This window comes from Candidatus Krumholzibacteriota bacterium (assembly GCA_016931295.1).
Lineage (GTDB): Bacteria > Krumholzibacteriota > Krumholzibacteriia > Krumholzibacteriales > Krumholzibacteriaceae > JAFGEZ01.
In genome coordinates this window covers 25,213-44,270 of record JAFGEZ010000007.1, presented here as the reverse complement: position 1 = coordinate 44,270, position 19,058 = coordinate 25,213, and the positions used below count along the sequence as shown (strand labels likewise).

The window sequence follows — 19,058 nt, the reverse complement described above, 5'->3', positions numbered from 1 at the left end:
GAGGGAGGGATTCGAACCCTCGGTAGAGTGTTACCCCTACAACCGCTTAGCAGGCGGATGCCTTCAGCCGCTCGGCCACCTCTCCGCGCGCCTGTCGTGTTCGTTCTGGCGGAGGGCGAGGGACTCGAACCCCCAAGGGCTTGCGCCCGGCGGATTTCAAATCCGCTGCCTTACCAGTTAGGACTAGCCCTCCACATGTGAATCCTCCGCGGGGGGAGGATTCTGCGAGAGTATACGAAGCGGGCGGACGGGTGTCAACCGGAATAGGGCCCGTCCGCGCCCGACGGACCGCGGGCGGCCGCCTCGTCCGCCTCCCACGCCGCGAGACGCCGCCGGTTGCGCCGCCGCCTGACCGCCCAGGCGAGGAGAAAGAGGAACGCGAGCGGCGTCCACCAGGAGGCCGAGGAGACGAACGCCCCTCCCGTCCGGTACCGCTTCCTGACGACCGCGTCGAGCCGGAGGGCGAAGGCGTCGACCGGCTCGCCGAACGTTGACGCGAAGGCCTCGTCGAAATCCCCGGTCTTCTCGATGAAGGCCGCGACGGTCCGCAGATCGTCCGGACGGTCGTTGAGGAGTTCCATGACGGCGAGGTAACTCAGCCCGTAGGCGAGGGAGGCCTCGTCGGCGGGGCGTGGAAAGCGGCCCTCGAGCTCGTCCACGAGCGGCGGTTCGTACCGCCAGAGCAGACGGGCGAGGCGGAGCTGCTCGCCGAAGCCCCACTCGCGGGAGAGCCGCATCGCCACCCCCTCGAGAAACCAGGTCGGGCACGCGGCGCCGCCGGTCCGCTGCGCGAAGAGGACGTGGGCGATCTCGTGGCGCAGGATCGTGGAGAGGGAACGGGGACCGTCGGCGAGCCGCGAGGCGTCGAGCCCGATCTCCCCGCGGTCGATTCGGCTGAAGGCGGCGCTCCATTCGGGGAGGATGCCCCGGTGGAGGCGGCGGTAGTGTTCGGTGTCGCCGGCGATGTCGACGACGATCGCCCCCGGCCGCGCGAGCCCGATCGCCTCGGCGATCCCTGGCGCCTCGGCGACGACGATCCGGACCGTCTCCTCTGCGAGCGCCCGCCGGTTGGCCGGATAGCGGACGACGACGTTCTCCCCCCTCAGGACCTCCTCCCCCGCCGCCGGTCCGGCGAGGACGGCGAGGAGGATCGCGGCGGCCGCGGCGATGCGGGTCACGGCGTCGACCCCGGCGCGATGACGCCGCCTCCCAGGACGACCCCGTCCCGGTACAGGACGAGCGACTGCCCCGGCGTCGGCGCGCGCTGGAACTCGGCGAGCTCGACAACGAACCCGCCGCGCACGATCGTGACGGCGGCGACGTCGGCGGGCCGGTGACGGGACCGTATCTTCGCCTCGAGGGGCGGAAGAAGCCGCCTCGTGCGGAGACGGGGAGACCGGCAAAGGACGCGGCGCGCGCCGAGGGCCTTCGCGGGCGCGAGGACGATCCGCCGCTTCGCCGGATCGATCTCCTTGACGTAGCGCGCCCCCGGCCCCGCGATTCCCAGGCCGCGCCGCTGCCCCACGGTGAAGAGCGCCGTCCCGTCGTGACGGCCGAGCACGCGTCCCTCCTCGTCGACGACCTCCCCCGGTTCGACGTCGATCCGGCCGGCGAGGAAATCGCGGAGACCGCCCGCCGGCACGAAACAGGCGTCCTGGCTCTCCCCGGCGCGCTGCGGCGCGACGCCGGCCCGCGCGGCCGCCCTGACGACCTCCTCCTTGCAAAGCCCGCCGAGGGGAAAGATTGTCCGCTCGAGGATCGAGACCGGCACGCGGTAGAGGAAATAGGACTGGTCCTTCTCTTCGTCGAGACCGGCGGCGAGAAACACGGCGCCTCGCGAAAAGCGCACCGTGCGCGCGTAGTGCCCCGTCGCGACGAGGGGCAGGCCCCGCCTGTCCGCCGCGCGGGCGAGGGCGGGAAACTTCACCTTCTCGTTGCAGAGGATGCAGGGGTTGGGAGTCTCCCCCCGGCGGTAGGCATCGACGAAACGGCCGATCACCTCGCGATCGAAGTCTTCCGCGAGATCCTCGACGACGTGCTCGACGCCGAGGCGGCGGCAGAGGGCCGCCGCGCCGAGGACGTCCGCGTCGTCGCTCTGTCCGCGATTCGATGCACACGGCGCCGATCGCGGAACAAACCGGAAGGTCACGCCGACGACGCGGTATCCCCGCCCGGCGAGGATCCACGCGGCCGCGGCGGAGTCGACGCCGCCGCTCATCCCGACGGCGACGCCCGCGCCGCGCCCCTCGGGCACCCCGCCGGCGGCGGCGATCGCTTCGCGGAGATCGTCCGGCGACTTCGTCATAGCGGCGAGAGTTCGCGGAGACGGGACACGACCGCGGGAAAGGCTTCGAGAAAGGCGTCGACCTCGTCGTCCGTGTTTTGGGCGCCGAGAGAGATGCGGACGGCCCCCTGGGCGACGTCCGGCTCGAGTCCCATCGCGAGCAGGACGTGACTCGTCTCCTCCGAACCGCTCGCGCAGGCGCTGACGCTCGAGACGGCGAAGCCGAGCACGGCGAGGTTGAGCGTGATCGCCTCCCCCTCGATCCGCGGCACGGCGAGGCTGATCGTGTTGGGTATCCGCCGGACGCCGCCGCCGTTCACGATGATCCCCCCGGTTCTCTCGAGCAACCCCGCCTGGAGCCGGTCGCGGAGCCGGCCGATCCGCATCGCCTCCCCCGGAATGGCCTCCCGCGCGATACGGCACGCCTCGCCGAACCCGACGATCGCCGGAACGTTCATCGTGCCCGGCCGGAGTCCGCGTTCCTGGGCGCCCCCGGTCATGAACCGTTCGAGCTCGATCCCGCGGCGCACGTAGAGGGCGCCGATACCCTTCGGCCCGTAGAACTTGTGCGCCGAGACGGAGAGCATGTCGATCCCGAGAGCCTCCACGTCGACGGGGATCTTGCCGACGCCCTGGACGCCGTCGACGTGCAGCGGGACGCCGCGGGCGCGGCAGAGCCGGGCGATGTCGGCGATCGGCTGGACGACTCCCGTCTCGTTGTTGGCGAGCATGACGCTCGCGAGCGCGGTGTCGGGGCGGAGCGCGTCCCCGAACGCGTCGAGACTGACGACGCCGTCCTCGTCGACCGGCGCGTAATCCACCTCGACGCCGCCGCGCTCGAGATCGCGGCAGGTCGCATAAACGGCCGGATGCTCGATCATGCTCGTCACCACGTGCGGCCGCGCCTTGCCGCGGACCGATCCGCGGACGGCGAGGTTATCGGACTCGGTGCCCCCCGAGGTGAAGATGATCTCGTCGGGCGCGCAGCCTATGAGCGCGGCGAGGCTCGCCCGCGCCCCTTCGACCGCCTCGTGCGCCTCGCTTCCGAAGTGATGGATGCTGTGCGGATTCCCCGGCCTGTCGGTGAACCAGGGGATCATCGCCTCGACGACCTCCGGCCGCGCGGCGGTCGTGGCATTGTGATCGAAATAGACGCGCCCGGCCGGCCTGATCGTCATCGCCCCGCCTTTCCGCGCTCCGGCCCCGCGCCGGGATCATTCATGTCGCAGGCGACATCGGCGAGCGTGTAGGATCCGAGGACACCGGTGATGTCGTCGCCGAGCTTGCGAAGCAGTGGCTGCGCCGCGCACCGGTCGATCCGATCGCACTCCTCGCTCTCGGAGCCTTCCGGGCAGACGCATTTCGCCACGCAGAGCGGCCCCTCGAGCGCCCGGGCGATCTGGTCGACACCGATCTGATCCGGGGATCGGGCGAGACGGAAGCCGCCGCCGGGTCCCCGCACGCCCACGACGACCCCACCGCGGCGGAGCCGCGCGAGGAGTTGCTCGAGGAACGCCGGGGAGAGATCCTCGAGTTCGGCGATGCGTCTCGCCGACACGGGCCCCTGGCCGTGCCGCGCCGCGATCACGGAGAGGGCGCGCAGCCCGTATCTGAACATGCTGGTGAATTTCATCGCGGATACACCTCGTCCCCATCGGCTTCGAACGTACGGTGGAACACTATAGGGAAACCGCGGGCCGGCGGTCAAGAGCCGATCCCCCGCCTGATCGTCTATTCGAGCAGGGAGACGTGCTCGATCTTCGCGCCCTTCTCGATCTCCGTCACGGCGTCCATCCCCTCGACGACGTGTCCGAAGAGGGTGTACTCCCCGTTGAAGGTCGAGCGCTTCTCCTTCATGATGTAGAATTGCGCGATCGCCGAGTCGTAGTCGTCCGGCAGCCTGGCGATGCCGACGGCGCCCGGATCGTGCCAGACCGTCTGGCCGAACATCTCTCCCTCGATCGGCGGCAGCTCGCACTCCTTCTTGCCCGCCTGGACGAGATAGGACTCGACGCGGTGGAAACTGCACCCGTCGTAGAATCCCTCGCGGACGAGCGCGAGGATCCGCTCGCAGGTGCATGGCGCCTCCTCGGGCAGCAGTTCGACGACGATCCGCCCTCCCGATTCGAGCTCGATCGCGATGCGCGGGTGCGTCTCTCCGTCCGTTCCTCCCTCGCCGTCGGCCCGCGCGGCCGTCTCCCGGGCCGTGGCGGAACCGAACGCGAGGGCGGCGACGGCGACGATGGCGAGGAGCCGGCACGTCGGCGTCCATCGGTGGGTATCCATCGCTTCAGCCTCCCGAAAAAGGAAAGGCCTCCCCGACGGTCGGGGAGGCCTGCATCATCGCCTGCCGCTCGTCTCGACCGTTCGGCCGCGTCCTACTGCTGCCAGTCGTCCTGCTCCTTCTTCAGCTGGGCGCGCTTCTTGAGCTTCTCCTGCCGGTCGATCTGCTGGACGGCGTACTTGGACCACGTGTCGTCCCTGAGGCCCGCGACGATCTCGAACCGCTCGATCGCCTCGTCGTACCGTCCGAGCTTGGAGAGCGCCTCCCCCCACTGGTAGTTGAGGAAGGCCTCCTGGCCGCCGATCGCCAGGCCGCGCTGCGCGGTGGAGGCGGCCTTCTGGTAGTTTCCGATCTCGTTGTATATGCGGGCGAGAAGGGCGAAGGTGAAGGGATCGTCGCCCTTCAGCTCGAGGGCCTTCTCGTACGCGGCTGCCGCCTCCGCCTTCCGGTCGGTCTCGGCAAAGGCGAACCCGAGGCGCTGGTAGTAGGCCGACCCGTCGGGATACTGTTCCACGAGCGCCTGGTAGACCGGGATGGCCGCGGCGTAGTTCTTGTCGTCGAAAAAGATCTTGCCGAGCTGCGTCTTGAACCGGTAGTTGTCAGGCGCCGCTTCCATCGCCCGGGTCAGCAACTCGATCTGCTTCTCCTTCTCGCCCCGGTCGCCGTAGAGCCCGGCGAGGGTGCCGAGACTCGTCGCGTCGTCCGGTTTCGCGGCAACCGCCGCCTCGTAGTACCTGATCGCCCGCGGCACGTCGCCCTGCTGCTGGTAGATGAATCCCAGGTGGACGTTGCCGTCGTAGTTCGTCGCGTCGGCCGCGACGAGACGCTCGTAGTACTCGGCCGCCGCGGTCCAGTTCTTGAGGACAAGGTGGTTGTAGCCGATCGCCGCGATCAAATTCGTGTCGCCGGCGTCGAGTTCGAGCGCCTTCTCGTAGGCGGCGACGCCCCCCTCGTAGTCCTTGCGTTGCGTGAGCGTGCGACCCAGGTCCTTCCACGCGGCGAGAAAGGCCGGCTTGATGGAGACGGCCTGCCGGAGATGTGCGATCGCCTCGTCGAAGTTGCCGGCGGAGAGAAACTGCCTGGCCGACTGGTACTCGATCTCGGCGGGCCCCATTTCCTGTTCGAAGCCGCTCGCGTCGGTGATCGTGCCTGCCGCGTCCCCGCCGCCCGTCGCGACCGTGCCGCCTCCGCCACCGGAAGCGCATCCGAGGAGGGAGACGAGCAGGGCCGCCGCGCAAAGGTGGATGATCCGTTTCACCGTACCGTCCTTTCCCTGAAACCGCTGTCTTGCGTTGAAGTTCCGGTTGTGCCCACCGGAGAAAATGTAGAACACGCGCTGCGGCCTGTCAAGGCGTCATTCGTTTCGTCAGCGCACGGGCTCCCACGTGGCGTCCGTCGGCGCGTTGAGCGCCTTCTGGAGCATGACGACATTCTCGCGGGCCTTCAGCGCGAGATACCCGTCGGGTTCGAGCTCGATCACCCGTTCCCATTCGCGGAGCGCCTCGCGGTAGATCCGGCTCTCCCAGAAGAAGATCGCCAGGTAGAAGTGCGGCTGCGGATGATCGGGGGCGACGGCGAGGGCATGGGAGAGATCCTCCCACGCGTCGGCGAAATCCCTGAACTGGAAACGGATGAAGGCGGCGTGCGATCGTGCGAGGACATCGTCCGGATCGACCGCCAGGGCCTTCTCGTACATCTGCAGGGCGAGGCTGAGTCTCCCGGCGTCGTCGTGGATGACGCCCATGTTGACGAAGGACTTCGCCGCGGTCTCCCCGTACCGGGACGCTCGCTCGTACCAGGCGAGGGCCGAATCGGGCTCGTCTTTCTCGTGCCAGGCCACGCCGAGCTGGAAGAGCGTCTCGGCGTCCGGGCCGTGCTGCTCGATCAGGTACCGGAGATAGGCGATCCTGGGTTCCGGGGCGAGCCCCTCGAGCTGATCGGCGAGGGGCACCGTCTCCCCGCCCGCCGCCGGAGAGGCGGCGAGGAGAAGCAGGAGGACGAATGCGGCGGTCTTCTTCATACGCCTGTCAGCGTCCGTCGCGGGCGCGACGCGTCCAGCGCTCGGATACGTTGATGCCGATGCCGATCCGGACGGTCTGCTCCTCGATTTCGTTGCTTCCCTGCGAGCCGATCCTGCCCAGCTCGACGGAGAGATCGATGCTCCCCGGGCCGCCGGGCATCCGGAATCCCGTGCCCAGTGTGATGAAGGTGGCCGCCAGCTCCTCGCCGAGAGGATAGGTCAGGTGCCACGTTCCGGTACGGACGCCGAGACGGAGCGGCATCCGGCCGATCAAACCCGCGCCGCCAGTTTCGCCGCGCCGTTCGATCCCGACGGCGAGAAGTCGCTCGTTTTCGAGACGGCCCTCGAGAGCGGGGAATCCAGCGGCGCCCGGCGCCTCGCGGAACCACCATGAGGCGGAAAGCCACCAGCGCTCGGTGAGTCCGAACGCCGCCCCCGCCCCCCAGGCGAGAGGCAGCTCGAAATCGTACGCGCCGGTCGAATCGAGATCCTCGCGCGAGTAGGTGAACTCGTCCTCGACCTCGTAGGAGACGCGGTCGTCGACGAACCCGCCCACCCAGAGCCGCCGGTGCACCCGCGCGAGCAGGGAGGCGGACCAGGAGGTGCCTGAGAACCGGCGTTTCCTCTCGGAGACCGCCGGCTCGTAGGAGCCCTCCGGGAGCTCGACGGAGATCTCGTCGAAGATCGAACCGTGCTCGAACTGCAGCTCGCCCGCCAGGCGGATCCGGTCGACCGGCTTCCATGCGACGGTGAGCGGCACGGTGAAGAGCGTCGAGCGCCGCTTGTAGATGTCGAGCACCTTCCCCACGTCGGGAACCGACGAGGCGAATCCGAAATCGCCCCGCCCCTCGAAACGGGTCCGGTAGCCGATTCCCAGAACGAGCCCCGGCCTCACGGGCGCGGCGACCATGACCGCGGGGAGCTGGAAACGGCTCTGGCCGAGCGATTCCTTTCCCTCCCGCCCGATCGAGCTCATGCCGATCGACTCGAAGACGGAGAAGGTGATGTCGCGGAGGTCGGCGAGGGAAGCGCTGTTCTGCGTGAGCGCGCCCGTGCTGTCAGGCACGGCGATCGCCGAGAAGGCGAGCGCCCGCTGCCGGGCGCTGCCGCGGTACCGGTGCTCGCCGAGGTAGTTGAGCCCGAAGACCGACTGTCCCGTCGCCGGAACGGAGAGGAGGAGCCCGAGCAGGGCCAGCGCGGCCGTCCTTTGCGTCCTCATCTCGAGCCTCCCCCGAAATCGGCCGGCAGGGTGTAGACGATCTCCAGACAGGGCCTGAGCGAGGAATCGGCCGCGGCGGCGGTGAAGTAGCTCGCCCGCTGCACGCGGGCGGTCTCGAGGTTCGACTGCAGAACCAGCCCCGTGTTCTCCCGCCGGCCCGTGACGACGTCGATGATGAAGCCGGTCATCGACATCCTGATCGTTTCGGAGACGCGCGGGTCGAACGAGGAGATGGCGACTCCCGTCCCCTCGAGGTACCCGGGATCGGCCGGGTCGGAGGAGTCCGGCGTATAGAGGTAGTAGTAGAAGTCCTCCGTGATCCCCTGCGCGATCTCGCCGGGGGTCGCCCCGAGCCCCTCCGCGCCGTCGACGGTGACGACGAGGGCGGCCCGCTGGACGATCGCCCGCTCGTCGAGTTCGTCGAGCGTGAAGGCGAAACCGACGCGCGTCGCCGTTCCGCCGACGGTGTGCAATCCCCCCTGGCGGCCGAAGGAGACGACGGTGTAATCGGCCTCGGCCGGGATGATCCGCTCGCTGCCGTCGTCGTACAGGATGCGCAAAACCGGCGGATCGCTCCCGTAATCGACCGACTTGAACTCCGCGATCCCCAACGTGTCGGCCGGATAGGCGATCATGACGATCCCCGCCGGCCAGGGGTCGGTCACGCCGTCGACCCATTCCTGCACGGTCGCCCGTTCGAGCGCGAAGGGACCGCTCTCGAGCGAGAAAAACCGGACCGTTCCGCCGGGACCGGGGATCGCCGCCGGATCGTGCGGCGGCACGACGGTGATCGTGTCCTCCTCGTCGAAGGCGCCGAGGAGTTCGTGGAAGGTCGCCCGGACGGCGAAGGAGGCCAGCGTATCGGACACCGAGACGATCGCGAGGTCGACGGCGGCGGAATCGACGGTCTTCCCGGCGTCGAACTGGAGGGAATCGAAATCGAAGCTGACGAGGACGGCCTCGAAGCGCAGCCCGGCCAGTCCGCCGAGCTTGAGTATCGAGCTCTGTCCGACCCCCGTCGGCACGGCGAAGGTCTCGCCGGCGAGGGGCTCGACGTACCGGAAGGTCCCTCCCGCCGCGGGGTCGAAGACCCCCGACTCGACGAACTCCGCCGAATAGGGCGCCTCGGGGTCGGAACCGCAGGATGCCGCGGCGAGCGCGGCCAGGGAAAGCAAGACGACGATCCAGCGCATGGAGCCTCCCGGCGTTGCCGTGGGTTGCGACGGTGCACAGACAAGTAACACACCGGCGGCGGCACCGTCAAGACAATCGGCGGAACGGCCGCTCTCCCTTCTTACGCAGAACGGCGACGACCGTTCCGGTGAACAGTTCGCCGACGAGCGGGATGCGGGCGAGGGAGGCGAGCCGGCGGAATTTCGGGGGCCGCAGCTCCTCGATGACCGTTTCGAGGGAATCGACGCCGCGGAGGATGCGGCGCCACCGCCGGACGGTGATGCGGTTGTTTTCCAGGCGATACCGCCGCATCAGTTCGGCGGCCGTCTTTCGGGGGGCTTCCGCGCCGCGGCGGGCGAGGGCGATCTCGAGGAGTTCCTCGAGGAGTTTCTCGGAATAGAGGAGATGGCACCAGGGCGTCCGGATCCAGTCGTAGAGATGAGAACCGAGGGGCGAACCCCACGGCGTGAAGAAGAGGAAAACGGAGCCGCCGGGCCGCGCGACACGCGCCAGCTCGGGCAGGGCCGCCTCTGGCCGCGGGAAGTGCTCCATCGAGTCGTTCGCGACGACGAGATCGAAGGTGTCGTCGGCGAAGGGGAGTCGCTCCGCGTCCCCCGCGGCGAATCGCGCCCGCGAACCGTGCTCGCGCGCCCAGCGGACCGACTGCGCCACGTGGGACGGCTCCACGTCGACGCCGGTGACCGATGCGCCGACCTCGGCGTAGACGACGGTCTTGCCGCCGAGCCCGCAGCCGATGTCGAGCACCTCGCGGCCCGCCAGATCGCCGAAGAGCCCGCCGTATCGATCGAGGAGATCGCGGCCGACGTCGTACTCCCACGCCGAGTAGGCGGCGGCCGACTCGCGGCCGCCGACGCGCGGCGGCGGAAAGAGCCGGTCGAACCGCGACACGAGACGCGCGAGCGCGCTCATCACCACTCCCTCCCGGCCGACGCGGTCGCGGTTTGCTTCGACCGCGCCCCGCCGGATCGCTCGAATCCCGTTTGCCCGCGCCGGGCGGGCGCCGGGCCGGGCGGGCCGATCGATCGTCCGGAGATGACCGTCGTCCCCGTCGCCGCCAGATCGGTCGTCACGCCGAGGAGTCCCTCGCCCCCCGCTTCGCGTCGATGTAGACGTAGGCGCAGAGAGCGACGAAGAGGACGAGGCTCACGATCTCGCCGGCCGCCGTCTCGCCGAATCCGGTGTGAAGGACGTCGTCCCAGCCGGGCAGCGCGATCAGCGCGCTCACGACGCCCATCAGGGCGCCGCCGGCGATGAATCCGGAGGCGATCAGCGTGCCGCGGGCCTTCCGCATGCGCTGGACGTCGCCGTCGGCGCTGCTGCGCATGACGAGCCAGGAGACGATCCCGCCGACGAGGATTGGCGTGTTGAGCTCGATCGGCAAATACATCCCGAGCGCGAAGGCCAGCGGCGGGATGTGGATGAACTCGAGGATCAGCGCCATGAATATCCCGGCGATGTAGAGCCCCCACGGGGCGGCGGCATCGCTCATCAGCGTCCGGATCACCGCGGCCATCGCGTTCGCCTGCGGCGCGGCGAGCGCGTCCGGGCCGGAGAACCCGTAGACGCGGTTCAACAGCAGGATGACCCCGGTGACGCTCGCCGCGGCGACGAGGATGCCGAGGAATTTCCAGCTTTCCTGCCGGCGCGGGGTCGAGCCGATCCAGTAGCCGACCTTGAGGTCGCTGATGAACGCTCCCGCCGTCGAGAGGGCCGTGCAGACGACGCCCCCGATGATCAGGGCCGAGACCATCCCCGCGGGACCGTGCAGCCCCGTCTTGACGAGGACGACGCTCGAGAGGATCAGCGTCATCAAGGTCATTCCCGACACGGGGTTGACGCCGACGATCGCGATCGCGCGGGCGGCCACCGTCGTGAAGAGGAAGGAGATCACCGCGACGACGACGAGGGCGATCAGGGCGAACGTCCACGTGTCGACCACGCCGAGCCCGAAGAAGAGGAAGACGGCCACGAGGGTCGCGAAAATGAGAACGACGACCGAGGACATCGGCATGTCGGTGTCGGTCCGCTCGGTCGCCTGCTCGGCGGCGTCCCGCCCGGCGAACATCCCCTTGAGCCCCACCGAGAAGCTCGAGACGATGATCTTCGAGTTCTTGAGGATCCCGATGATCCCGGCCGCCGCGATCCCGCCGATGCCGATATGCCTCACGTAGTTGGTGAATATCTCCTCCGCCGTCATGTCGGGGATCGGGATCTCCGCCCCCCCGATCGGCACGCCGATGTGGCGCCCGAAGAACCAGACGGCCGGGATGAGAACGAGCCAGGAGACGAAGCTCCCCGCCGCGATGATCGATGCGTACTTGATCCCGATGATGTAGCCGAGCCCCATGACCGCCGCCCCGGCGTTGACCTTGACGACGAGCTTGGCCCTGTCGGCGACGGCCGCCAGGGGCGGCAGGATCCTCGTGGAGATCACCTCGCGCCAGAGACCGAAGGTGGCGATCGCGAAATCGTAGAGTCCGCCGATCACCGCGGCCTTGACGAGGACCTTCGCCTGGTCGCCGCCCTGTTCGCCGGTGACGATCACCTCGGTGATCGCCGTCCCCTCGGGGAAGGGAAGGAGACCGTGCTGCTCCTTCACGAAGAACCGGCGCAGCGGCACGATGAACAGGATGCCGAGAAAGCCGCCGAGCAGCGCGGCGAGGAAGGTCTGGTAGAACCTGAGTTCGAGGTCGAGGATGAAGATCGCCGGCAGCGTGAAGATCATCCCCGCCACGACGACCCCGGAGGCCGAGCCGATCGACTGGATGATGACGTTCTCGAGGATCGTGCTCCGCCGCCTGAACACGCCCGACAGGCCGACGGCGAGGATCGCGATCGGGATCGCCGCCTCGAAGACCTGGCCGATCTTGAGGCCGAGGTACGCCGCCGCCGCCGTGAAGAGGACGGCCATGACGAGACCGGTCACGACGGCGCGGACGGTCGTCTCCGGGACCGACGCGCCTGCCGGGACATAGGGCGTGTAGCTCTCGCCCGCCTCGAGGGGCGTGTACGCGTTCGGGGGAAGCCCCTTGATGCCGTGCTGCTCCACGATCGTTCCTCCCTGGTCTGAGCCGGACGGTCGAATCCCGTATCGTGTTCACCTGTAACAGGGGGAACGGCGGATTGTCAACGGATTCGTCCGGTCAGGAGCGTTCGAGGGTCTCGAGGATCATTCCGAGCGTGGCCGTCTCCTTCGGCCGGTCGCCTTGCAGCAGCGTGTCGACGAGCGGGTGGCGTCCGCCGAGCGCGCGGGCGTAGGCGGCCGTTTCCCGATCGACCGTCGTGTTGTCGACCTGCCCCCAGGTCCAGTTCCGGTAACGGAGCTTCTTGACACCGTTGCGCCATTTCTTGACGAGCCTGCGCGCCGGCCCCGGCAGTTCGAGCACCTCGCGGAAGGAGATCCCCCGGTCGAGAACCGACCGGTAGATCTCCGGGTCGATCTCGCGCACGATCCGCGCCTCGGCCTCGAGGACGGCGATCGGGCCGCGGTGATCCCGGCGCAGGGCGATGTCGCGCGCGAAACCGAGTCCGAGCCGGGCGACGGCGGCGTTGATCGACGGCGAGATGAGCGGCTGGTAGACCCCCCGGCTCTTCAGGGGCAGGAGGATCATCCCGGCGAAGATCCGGCCGGGGAAGAACTCGAGCCCCCAGCGGCGGAAGGCCGCGGCCCCCGTCTCATCGTGGATATCCGCCAGGCAGTGAGCGTGCACGTCGGCGACGTACTCGGCCATCCCGCGGCGGAAGTCGGCGGGAAGATCCGCGAACTCCCGTTCGACCGCCTCGACGACGGTCTTGCCGCCGGCGACGACCAGGCGGTGGGCCGGTGAGACGATCGAGCCGACGTTCATCTCCCCCTTGAGGAACTGGCTCCCCAAGACGCCCTCGAACACCGGCTCCCCCTCGGGGATGAGCCGGTAGTACTCGTCGTAGTGCGTCCGGTAGGGATTGAGGAGCGCGTTCGTCGCCCGGAGGGTCCGCCGGAAACGGTCGATCCATGCCGACCGGAGACTGGACATGTCGATGAGGGACCACTCGACGCCGAGCTTGACGACGAGCTCGGCGATCTCGCGCGTTTCGACGAGGCGGGGCGCGCCGAAGGAGTAGGCGTGGACCGGCGCGCCGATCGCCCGGACGATGGCGAAGACGGTCCGGGAATCGCTTCCCGCCGAGATCGAGACGGCGGCGCGCCGGCCGTCGACCGCCCTGCCGGCCGCCTCGCAGAACCCGCGGACGGCGCCGCCGACCGAATCGGGCGGCAAGGCCGCCAGCCGCTCGTCGACGGGAATGGCGCCGGTGACCGAGACGCGGTGCCCGGCCGCCTCGTAGCGGAGGCCCTGCCCGGGCCGGAGTTTCTCGACGCCGTCGAACCACGTCCGTCCGGCGTCCGGGGCGAGGAAGAAGAGATACTCCCAGAGCGATTCCCGCGAGAGATCGGCGCCGGCGACGGCGGCGACGGCGAAGACGTCGTCGCTGCAGACGAAGGTGTCGTCGTCGCGGAACCAGTAATGCGTCTGTATCGCGTAGAAATCGGCGAGGCAGGCGAACCCGTCGCCGAGCGGCCCCGCCACGCTCACCAGGGAATCGTGGTCTCCCGTCGCGTCGCCGGCCGCGGCCCGCCCGAGGAGCACGGCGGCATCGTAATCGCCCAGTTCGTTGACGACGGAGACGAATTCTTCCCTCCCGCCGGCGGGACCGGCGTAGAAGATCTCGCGCCCGTCCGCACCGGGAGCCGCGCGGAGGCCGAGACGGCGCGACGCCCCGGCGGCCGTGGCGTCACGCGTTGCGACGTAGCAGTATGATCCGTCCTGTCGTTTCATGCGCCGGTAATGACGCTTTCCTGGCAAGCGGCCGTCTGGCGGCCGGAAAGCGCGTCGTTCGGTGTCCGTCGTTCCGTGCCTTTCCATGAGGATAGCAACCGAGGGACCATCGCGTCAACGTGATTCGGAATCGTTATCGCGCAATATCGCGAATTGCCGGTCACGCCCGAACGATCTTCGTCGCAGGCGCCCGGCGGCCGCCCGATTCGCGGTTGCCTTTCCTCGCGTCAGCGCGTAGAATGGCCCGGCCCCCGGATAGGCGCGGGGGCAGGACGATATGAGCATGCACAACAGCAATGGCGACGGCGCCGGCGAAGGCGGCGGAAGGATCCTGCCCGCGCTGACGATGGCGGCGACCGTCCTGTTCGCCGCCCTCCGGCTCGGTGCCGGGGCGGGGCTTCCGCACGTTTCCGTCTTCCTCTTCATGGCCGGGTACGTCGTCTTCCTGCCGGGCTGGCTTTTCGCGCGCCGCCTCTTCCCCGGCGCGAGAGGCGTCTGGCGGGCGCTCGTCGCCGCGCTTCTCGGCGCGGCGCTCTCCTTCGCGATTCTTCTCGTCCTCGCGATCTTCCGGCTCGACGCGGCGCTCCTCGGCTGGATCGTCGCGCCCGTCGTCGTGTTCTTCTCCTGGCCGGGAGGCATGCGGCAGCGGAGCGACGCGCTCCCCGATATCCGTTTCGTCGACGCGTCGATCCTCCTCGCCGCGATTCTCGCCGCCGTCATTTTCGTGATCGCGCGGGGCGACCCCCTTCTCTACACGAGCGACTCGGCCGACCATCTCGCGTATACCCGCGCCGTGGCGCGCACGGGCGAGGTCTTTCCCGACACCTTCTACTACGCGGACGGCGGGATCGAGACGCGCGACATCCGCAAGGGGATCGGGCACGCCCTCTGGGGCGCGCTCAACCGCATGGCGGGACGGCGCGACATGCTGCCCGTCTGGCCCGCCGTCTCCTCGATCGCGAGCGCGATCCTTCTTCTCGCCGCCTTCGGCGCCGGCACGCTTCTCTCCGGTCGTTCATCGATCGGGGCGATCGCCGCGGTCCTCGCCCTCTTCTTCCTCGACGGGGGGCTGCGGGGGAACGCCCTCTTCACGAACGCCTACGGCTACGCGTTCGGCCGGGGCTGGTACCTCCTCTTCCTCGGGTTCCTCGTCCGCTGGACGAGACGCGGCGGGCGCGAAAACCTGCTTCTCGCCGCCGCATCGCTCCTCGTCGCCGCGTGGACGCACGTGGCCCACGCCGCGTCGGCCGCCTTTTTCTTCGCCGTCTGCATCCCGATCTGCGCGTGGTCGCCCCCGCCGGGGGGGCGGCGGCCGGCATTCCGGCGCCTCGCCCTCTTCGCGGCGATCGCCGCGGCGACGAACCTTCCCTATCTCGTCATGCGCCTCGCGCGAGACTACGCCCCGGCCAACCCGATCCACACGCACACGCAGGGCGTGCTGCTTTTCGCCGACCGCCTCACCGTGATGAATCCGGTCGTCCTCTTCCGCGCCACGGGGCCCCTCGGCCTTCTCGCCCTCATCGCGGCCGTCCTCCTCTGGCGGCAAAGCCGAAACAACCTCTCCCTGCGGCTGCTCCTCGCGACGACGATCGCCTTCCACGCCGTGGTATTCTGCCCGCTTCTCTTCCCGCCGCTCTTCTCGCGGCTCTCGTACCTGCTCATCCGGATCGGCTTCGCGGCGCCGCCGGTCATCGTCTGCGCCTGGCTGCTCCGCGAGCTCTGGAAGAAGACGCGCGGCCGCAATCCCCTCCTCGGCGCCCCGGCGGCGACGGTCGGGCTTCTTTTCGCCGCGCTGCTGCTGCTGCCGCACCTCGCCCGCACGCCCGGTGATCTCTCCCGAAGCGGGACGCGGCGCGGCTTCCGGGATCTCGGCGACCTCTACGAGCGGATCCAGGCCCTCCCCCCCGGTTCGTCGGTCGCCGCCGACCCGGTCACGAGCTTCGGCATCCCCGCCTTCACCGACCAATTCGCCGTCTGCCCCTTCGACCAGCACGCCACGCCGAACGACGCGACCGCGCCGGCCAGGATCGCCGCGATGCGGTCGATCTTCGCCCCCGGAAGCGGGGCGCCGGAGGCGGCCGCCGCGATGCGGCGCTTCGGGGCGGCGTACCTCGCCGTCAACGGCCGCCTGCCGCGGGGAATCGAGACGATGTACTGGAAACCCGACCAAACCGGGGCGGAGCGGCTGGCGGCGGTCCTCGACCGGTCGGACTGCTTCGAGCGTCTCTGGGCCGCCGACGGGGCGTGGCTCTACGCCCTCGCCGGCGCCTGCCCGCCGGCGTCCGGCGGCGAACAGGCGCCGGCGGCGACGGTCCCGGCCGCCCCGGGGACGGGTGTCGCATCCGGTGTGCCCGGCATCCGCATCCTCTCCGTCGACCTCGCCGAGGGCGCGTCGCGCGGAGACACGCTCGGCGCGTCGATCAGGTGGACGGCGGACGAGCCGCCCGGCGCCCGCGGCTGGGTGGCCTACCTCCGGTTCGACGCGCCCTTTCCGCGCGGCCCCCTCTACCGGGAATGGTACGGCAAGATCTACCGGAAGATCGTCGAGCGCATCGAGGGGCGCCGCTACCGCTTCCGCGTGCAGTACCAGCCCCGCGGCGGGCTCGTCCCGCCCGACGAATGGCCCCCCGGCGGGGTCGTCGGCGAGCGGGTGCTATTCCGCGTCCCCGCCGATATCGCCCCCGGCCGGTACGCCGTCTCGCTTCGGCTTGCGGAGAAGACCCAGTTCTTCAACTACCGGATCGGCGACCTGCTGCGGAACGACGACTGCTTCAGCGGCCCGCCGCTCGACTCGCTGACGATCCGGTGACGGGGGTACGCATCGTGCACGACGAACGGCGGCGACACGGCGAAAGGCGGCCGAAGTGGCCTCGTTGACGAGACGAACGTCGATCCTGATCGTCTGCCGCGTGGCGAACTACGCGGTCCTGCTCCTCTCCCCGATCTTCCTCGTCAGGATCTTCGACGTGGAGGCGTACGGCCAGTACCGCGAGTTCGTCCTCTACGCGATGCTCTTCTCGCAGATCCTCCTCTTCGGCGTCAACCCGAACCTGATCTACTTCATCCCGAAGCATCCCGGCCGCGAGCGCGAGAGCATCACGCACACGGCGCTCTTCACCCTGACGACCTCGACCGTCGGCGTCGCGGCCATCCTCCTCGGCCGCGATCTCATCATCGACCGGACGAGCCTCGATTTCATCGCGCCGCTGGCCCTCTATACCTTCTTCTTCCTGAACCTCGACTTTCTCGAATACTACTGGCTCGGCCGCAAGCGGAGCGACTACGTCCTCTACTACACGACGACGCGGACGCTCCTCCGGATGGCCGCGATCATCGTCACCGCCTGGACGACGCGCAGCGTGACGGCCGTCATCTGGGCGCTGACCCTCGCCGAGGGGGTCAAGTGGCTCTTCCTCTTCTTCTATTTCCGCGGGTTCTTCACCGCCTCCCTCGACCGGTCGCTTTTGCGCGAGCAGCTGGGATTCATCCTCCCCCTCGGCTCGGCCTCCTCGATCACCTATCTCAACAACCACCTGGCGAAGCTCTTCATCTCGATCACGCTGGGACCGGAGAAGCTCGCCGTCTACACGATCGGCAACTACCAGATCCCGATCATCAACATCGTCCGCGCGAGCGTGATGGACGCGCTCTTCCCCGAGATGACCCAGGCGAACGAGCGCGACCGTCTCCGCCTCTGGCAGCGGGCGAACGTCATCTTCTGCTTTCTCGTCTTTCCCGTCTTCGTCGTCTTCTTCTGGTACGCGTCCCCCTTCATCGAGACGCTCTTCAAGAAGGAATACCTCGCGGCCGTGCCCCTCTTCCGGATCTATCTCGTGATGCTCGTCATCAACTGCTTCGAGATGGGCTCTCCGCTCAGGACGATCAACCGGAACATCTTCTTCGTGCTCGGATCGGTCTTCTTCCTCGTCGTCAACCTGGCCCTCATCCTGTCGCTCTACCGCTTGATCGGCTTCGCCGGCCCGGCGATCGCCTTCATCGCCGGCAACCTCGTGAACGTCGGATACCTGGGGCACAAGATCATGCGCTGCTACGGCGTGTCGATCCGGGGGCTCTTCATGTGGGGAAAGATCGCGCGCATCGCCGCGGCCACGATCGCGGCGATTCCCGTCCTGCTCGCGGGGAGTTTCGCGGGGCTGCATCCGGTGCCCCGCGCCGTCCTCTTCTCCCTCGCCTATCTCGCCGTCTACTACCTCGTCGTCCGTTTCATGCGGATCGACGAGGTCGTCTTCGTCTCCGACAAGATCTTCCGCCGGGTGACGAGGCGCTGACGCGGCGCCGGCGTCACTTCCGCTCGCCGAGCGGGATCTGCTCGAGCTCGAGCCACACGCCGCCCGTTTCCCACACGCGGGCGCGCACGCGGCCGATCACCTCGAGGATGTCGGCCGACGCCGCGCCTTCGGTCGTGACGATGAAGTTGGCGTGGCGGGGGGAGACGAGCGCGCCGCCGACCCGCAGCCCCTTGCAGCCGGCCGCCTCGACGAGCCGCCCCGCGTAGTCGCCCGGCGGGCGCTTGAAGACCGAGCCGGCGCTCGGCTCGTCGCAGGGATACTTCGCCCGCCGCTCCGCCCGCAGCGCATCGATCCGCCGGGTTGTCGCCGCGGGGTCGCCTCGCTCCAGTTCGAACTCGGCCGAGAGGACGAGCCAGCCGGCGTGGCGGAAGACGCTTTTCCGGTACCCGTAGGAGAGCTCGTCGCGATCGAAGGTCCGCCGCCCGTCGGGGCGGGTCATCACCTCGACCCGTCGGAGGAGATCCGCCGTCTCACGCTCGCGCGCCCCGGCGTTCATCACGACGGCGCCGCCGACGGTGCCGGGGATGCCGGCGAGCTCCTCGAGCCCGGCGAGCCCGCGTGCCGCCGCCGCCCGCGCGAGCGTCTCGAGGGGCACGCCCGCCCCGGCGCGCACGACCGTCCCGCCGTCGAAAACGATCTCCTCGTCTCCGCCGCGCAGGACGATCGTCAGCCCGTCGAGCCCCTCGTCGGGCGCGATCACGTTGGTGCCGGCGCCGAGGAGCGTGACGGGCACGCCCTGGCCGCGGGCGAAGGAGAAGGCGCGCGCGGCCGTCCCGGCCGGGCCGGCGACGAGCGCCTCGGCGGCGCCGCCCGTCCGGTAGGAGGTGAAGCGCGACAGGGGTTCGTTCCTGAGGGGCGAGACCCCCGCCGCAGCCGCCAGCCGATCGATCCATCCGTCCGTCATCGTCTCCTTCCGGGGCGCCGTCCGCG

Annotated in this window: 15 protein-coding genes and 1 tRNA gene; 2 read left to right on the top strand and 14 right to left on the bottom strand. The window is 69.3% G+C overall.

The window, feature by feature from the left end; genetic code table 11:
• Nucleotides 1-106: 106 nt before the first annotated feature.
• From JW876_02930 to JW876_02870, 13 genes are all read right to left on the bottom strand, one after another.
• Nucleotides 107-193, bottom strand: a tRNA-Ser gene (locus JW876_02930).
• A gap of 61 nt (nt 194-254) precedes the next feature.
• Nucleotides 255-1,178: a hypothetical protein gene (locus JW876_02925; GenBank protein MBN1884464.1), complete on the bottom strand. Its 924-nt coding sequence runs from the start codon at nt 1,176-1,178 to the stop codon at nt 255-257.
• Nucleotides 1,175-2,305: a tRNA 2-thiouridine(34) synthase MnmA gene (gene mnmA / locus JW876_02920; GenBank protein ID MBN1884463.1), complete on the bottom strand. Its 1,131-nt coding sequence runs from the start codon at nt 2,303-2,305 to the stop codon at nt 1,175-1,177. Before mnmA ends, JW876_02925 begins: the two co-directional genes overlap by 4 nt.
• Nucleotides 2,302-3,462, bottom strand: a complete 1,161-nt coding sequence (locus JW876_02915; GenBank protein ID MBN1884462.1) for a cysteine desulfurase — start codon at nt 3,460-3,462, stop codon at nt 2,302-2,304. The genes mnmA and JW876_02915 overlap by 4 nt, the downstream gene beginning before the upstream one ends.
• Complete coding sequence (locus JW876_02910) at nt 3,459-3,917, bottom strand: Rrf2 family transcriptional regulator (protein ID MBN1884461.1); 459 nt, start codon at nt 3,915-3,917, stop codon at nt 3,459-3,461. Before JW876_02910 ends, JW876_02915 begins: the two co-directional genes overlap by 4 nt.
• A gap of 98 nt (nt 3,918-4,015) precedes the next feature.
• Entirely contained in the window at nt 4,016-4,570 is a 555-nt protein-coding gene (locus tag JW876_02905) for a peptidylprolyl isomerase (GenBank protein MBN1884460.1), read from the bottom strand.
• A gap of 92 nt (nt 4,571-4,662) precedes the next feature.
• On the bottom strand, nt 4,663-5,826 hold the full coding sequence (locus JW876_02900) for a tetratricopeptide repeat protein (GenBank protein MBN1884459.1): 1,164 nt from the start codon (nt 5,824-5,826) through the stop codon (nt 4,663-4,665).
• 108 nt (nt 5,827-5,934) lie between these two features.
• Nucleotides 5,935-6,588, bottom strand: a complete 654-nt coding sequence (locus JW876_02895; GenBank protein MBN1884458.1) for a tetratricopeptide repeat protein — start codon at nt 6,586-6,588, stop codon at nt 5,935-5,937.
• Nucleotides 6,589-6,595: 7 nt separating this feature from the next.
• Nucleotides 6,596-7,807: a hypothetical protein gene (locus JW876_02890; protein MBN1884457.1), complete on the bottom strand. Its 1,212-nt coding sequence runs from the start codon at nt 7,805-7,807 to the stop codon at nt 6,596-6,598.
• Nucleotides 7,804-9,000, bottom strand: a complete 1,197-nt coding sequence (locus tag JW876_02885; GenBank protein MBN1884456.1) for a hypothetical protein — start codon at nt 8,998-9,000, stop codon at nt 7,804-7,806. Before JW876_02885 ends, JW876_02890 begins: the two co-directional genes overlap by 4 nt.
• 67 nt (nt 9,001-9,067) lie before the next feature.
• Nucleotides 9,068-9,910, bottom strand: a complete 843-nt coding sequence (locus JW876_02880; protein MBN1884455.1) for a class I SAM-dependent methyltransferase — start codon at nt 9,908-9,910, stop codon at nt 9,068-9,070.
• Between the two features lie 157 nt (nt 9,911-10,067).
• Nucleotides 10,068-12,050, bottom strand: coding sequence for an oligopeptide transporter, OPT family (locus tag JW876_02875; GenBank protein MBN1884454.1), 1,983 nt, complete (start codon nt 12,048-12,050; stop codon nt 10,068-10,070).
• Between the two features lie 94 nt (nt 12,051-12,144).
• Nucleotides 12,145-13,818, bottom strand: coding sequence for a hypothetical protein (locus tag JW876_02870; GenBank protein ID MBN1884453.1), 1,674 nt, complete (start codon nt 13,816-13,818; stop codon nt 12,145-12,147).
• Nucleotides 13,819-14,101: 283 nt separating this feature from the next.
• Between JW876_02870 and JW876_02865 the strand changes: the two genes are divergently transcribed.
• Together JW876_02865 and JW876_02860 are read left to right on the top strand one after the other, a co-directional pair.
• Nucleotides 14,102-16,627, top strand: a complete 2,526-nt coding sequence (locus JW876_02865; protein MBN1884452.1) for a hypothetical protein — start codon at nt 14,102-14,104, stop codon at nt 16,625-16,627.
• A 64-nt stretch (nt 16,628-16,691) separates the two neighbouring features.
• The gene (locus tag JW876_02860; protein ID MBN1884451.1) at nt 16,692-18,107 is read left to right on the top strand and encodes an oligosaccharide flippase family protein; all 1,416 of its coding nucleotides are present in this window, start codon (nt 16,692-16,694) and stop codon (nt 18,105-18,107) included.
• Between the two features lie 13 nt (nt 18,108-18,120).
• Here the strand turns inward: JW876_02860 and murB are convergent, their stop codons facing one another.
• Nucleotides 18,121-19,032, bottom strand: a complete 912-nt coding sequence (gene murB, locus JW876_02855) for a UDP-N-acetylmuramate dehydrogenase (protein ID MBN1884450.1) — start codon at nt 19,030-19,032, stop codon at nt 18,121-18,123.
• Nucleotides 19,033-19,058 lie beyond the last annotated feature (26 nt).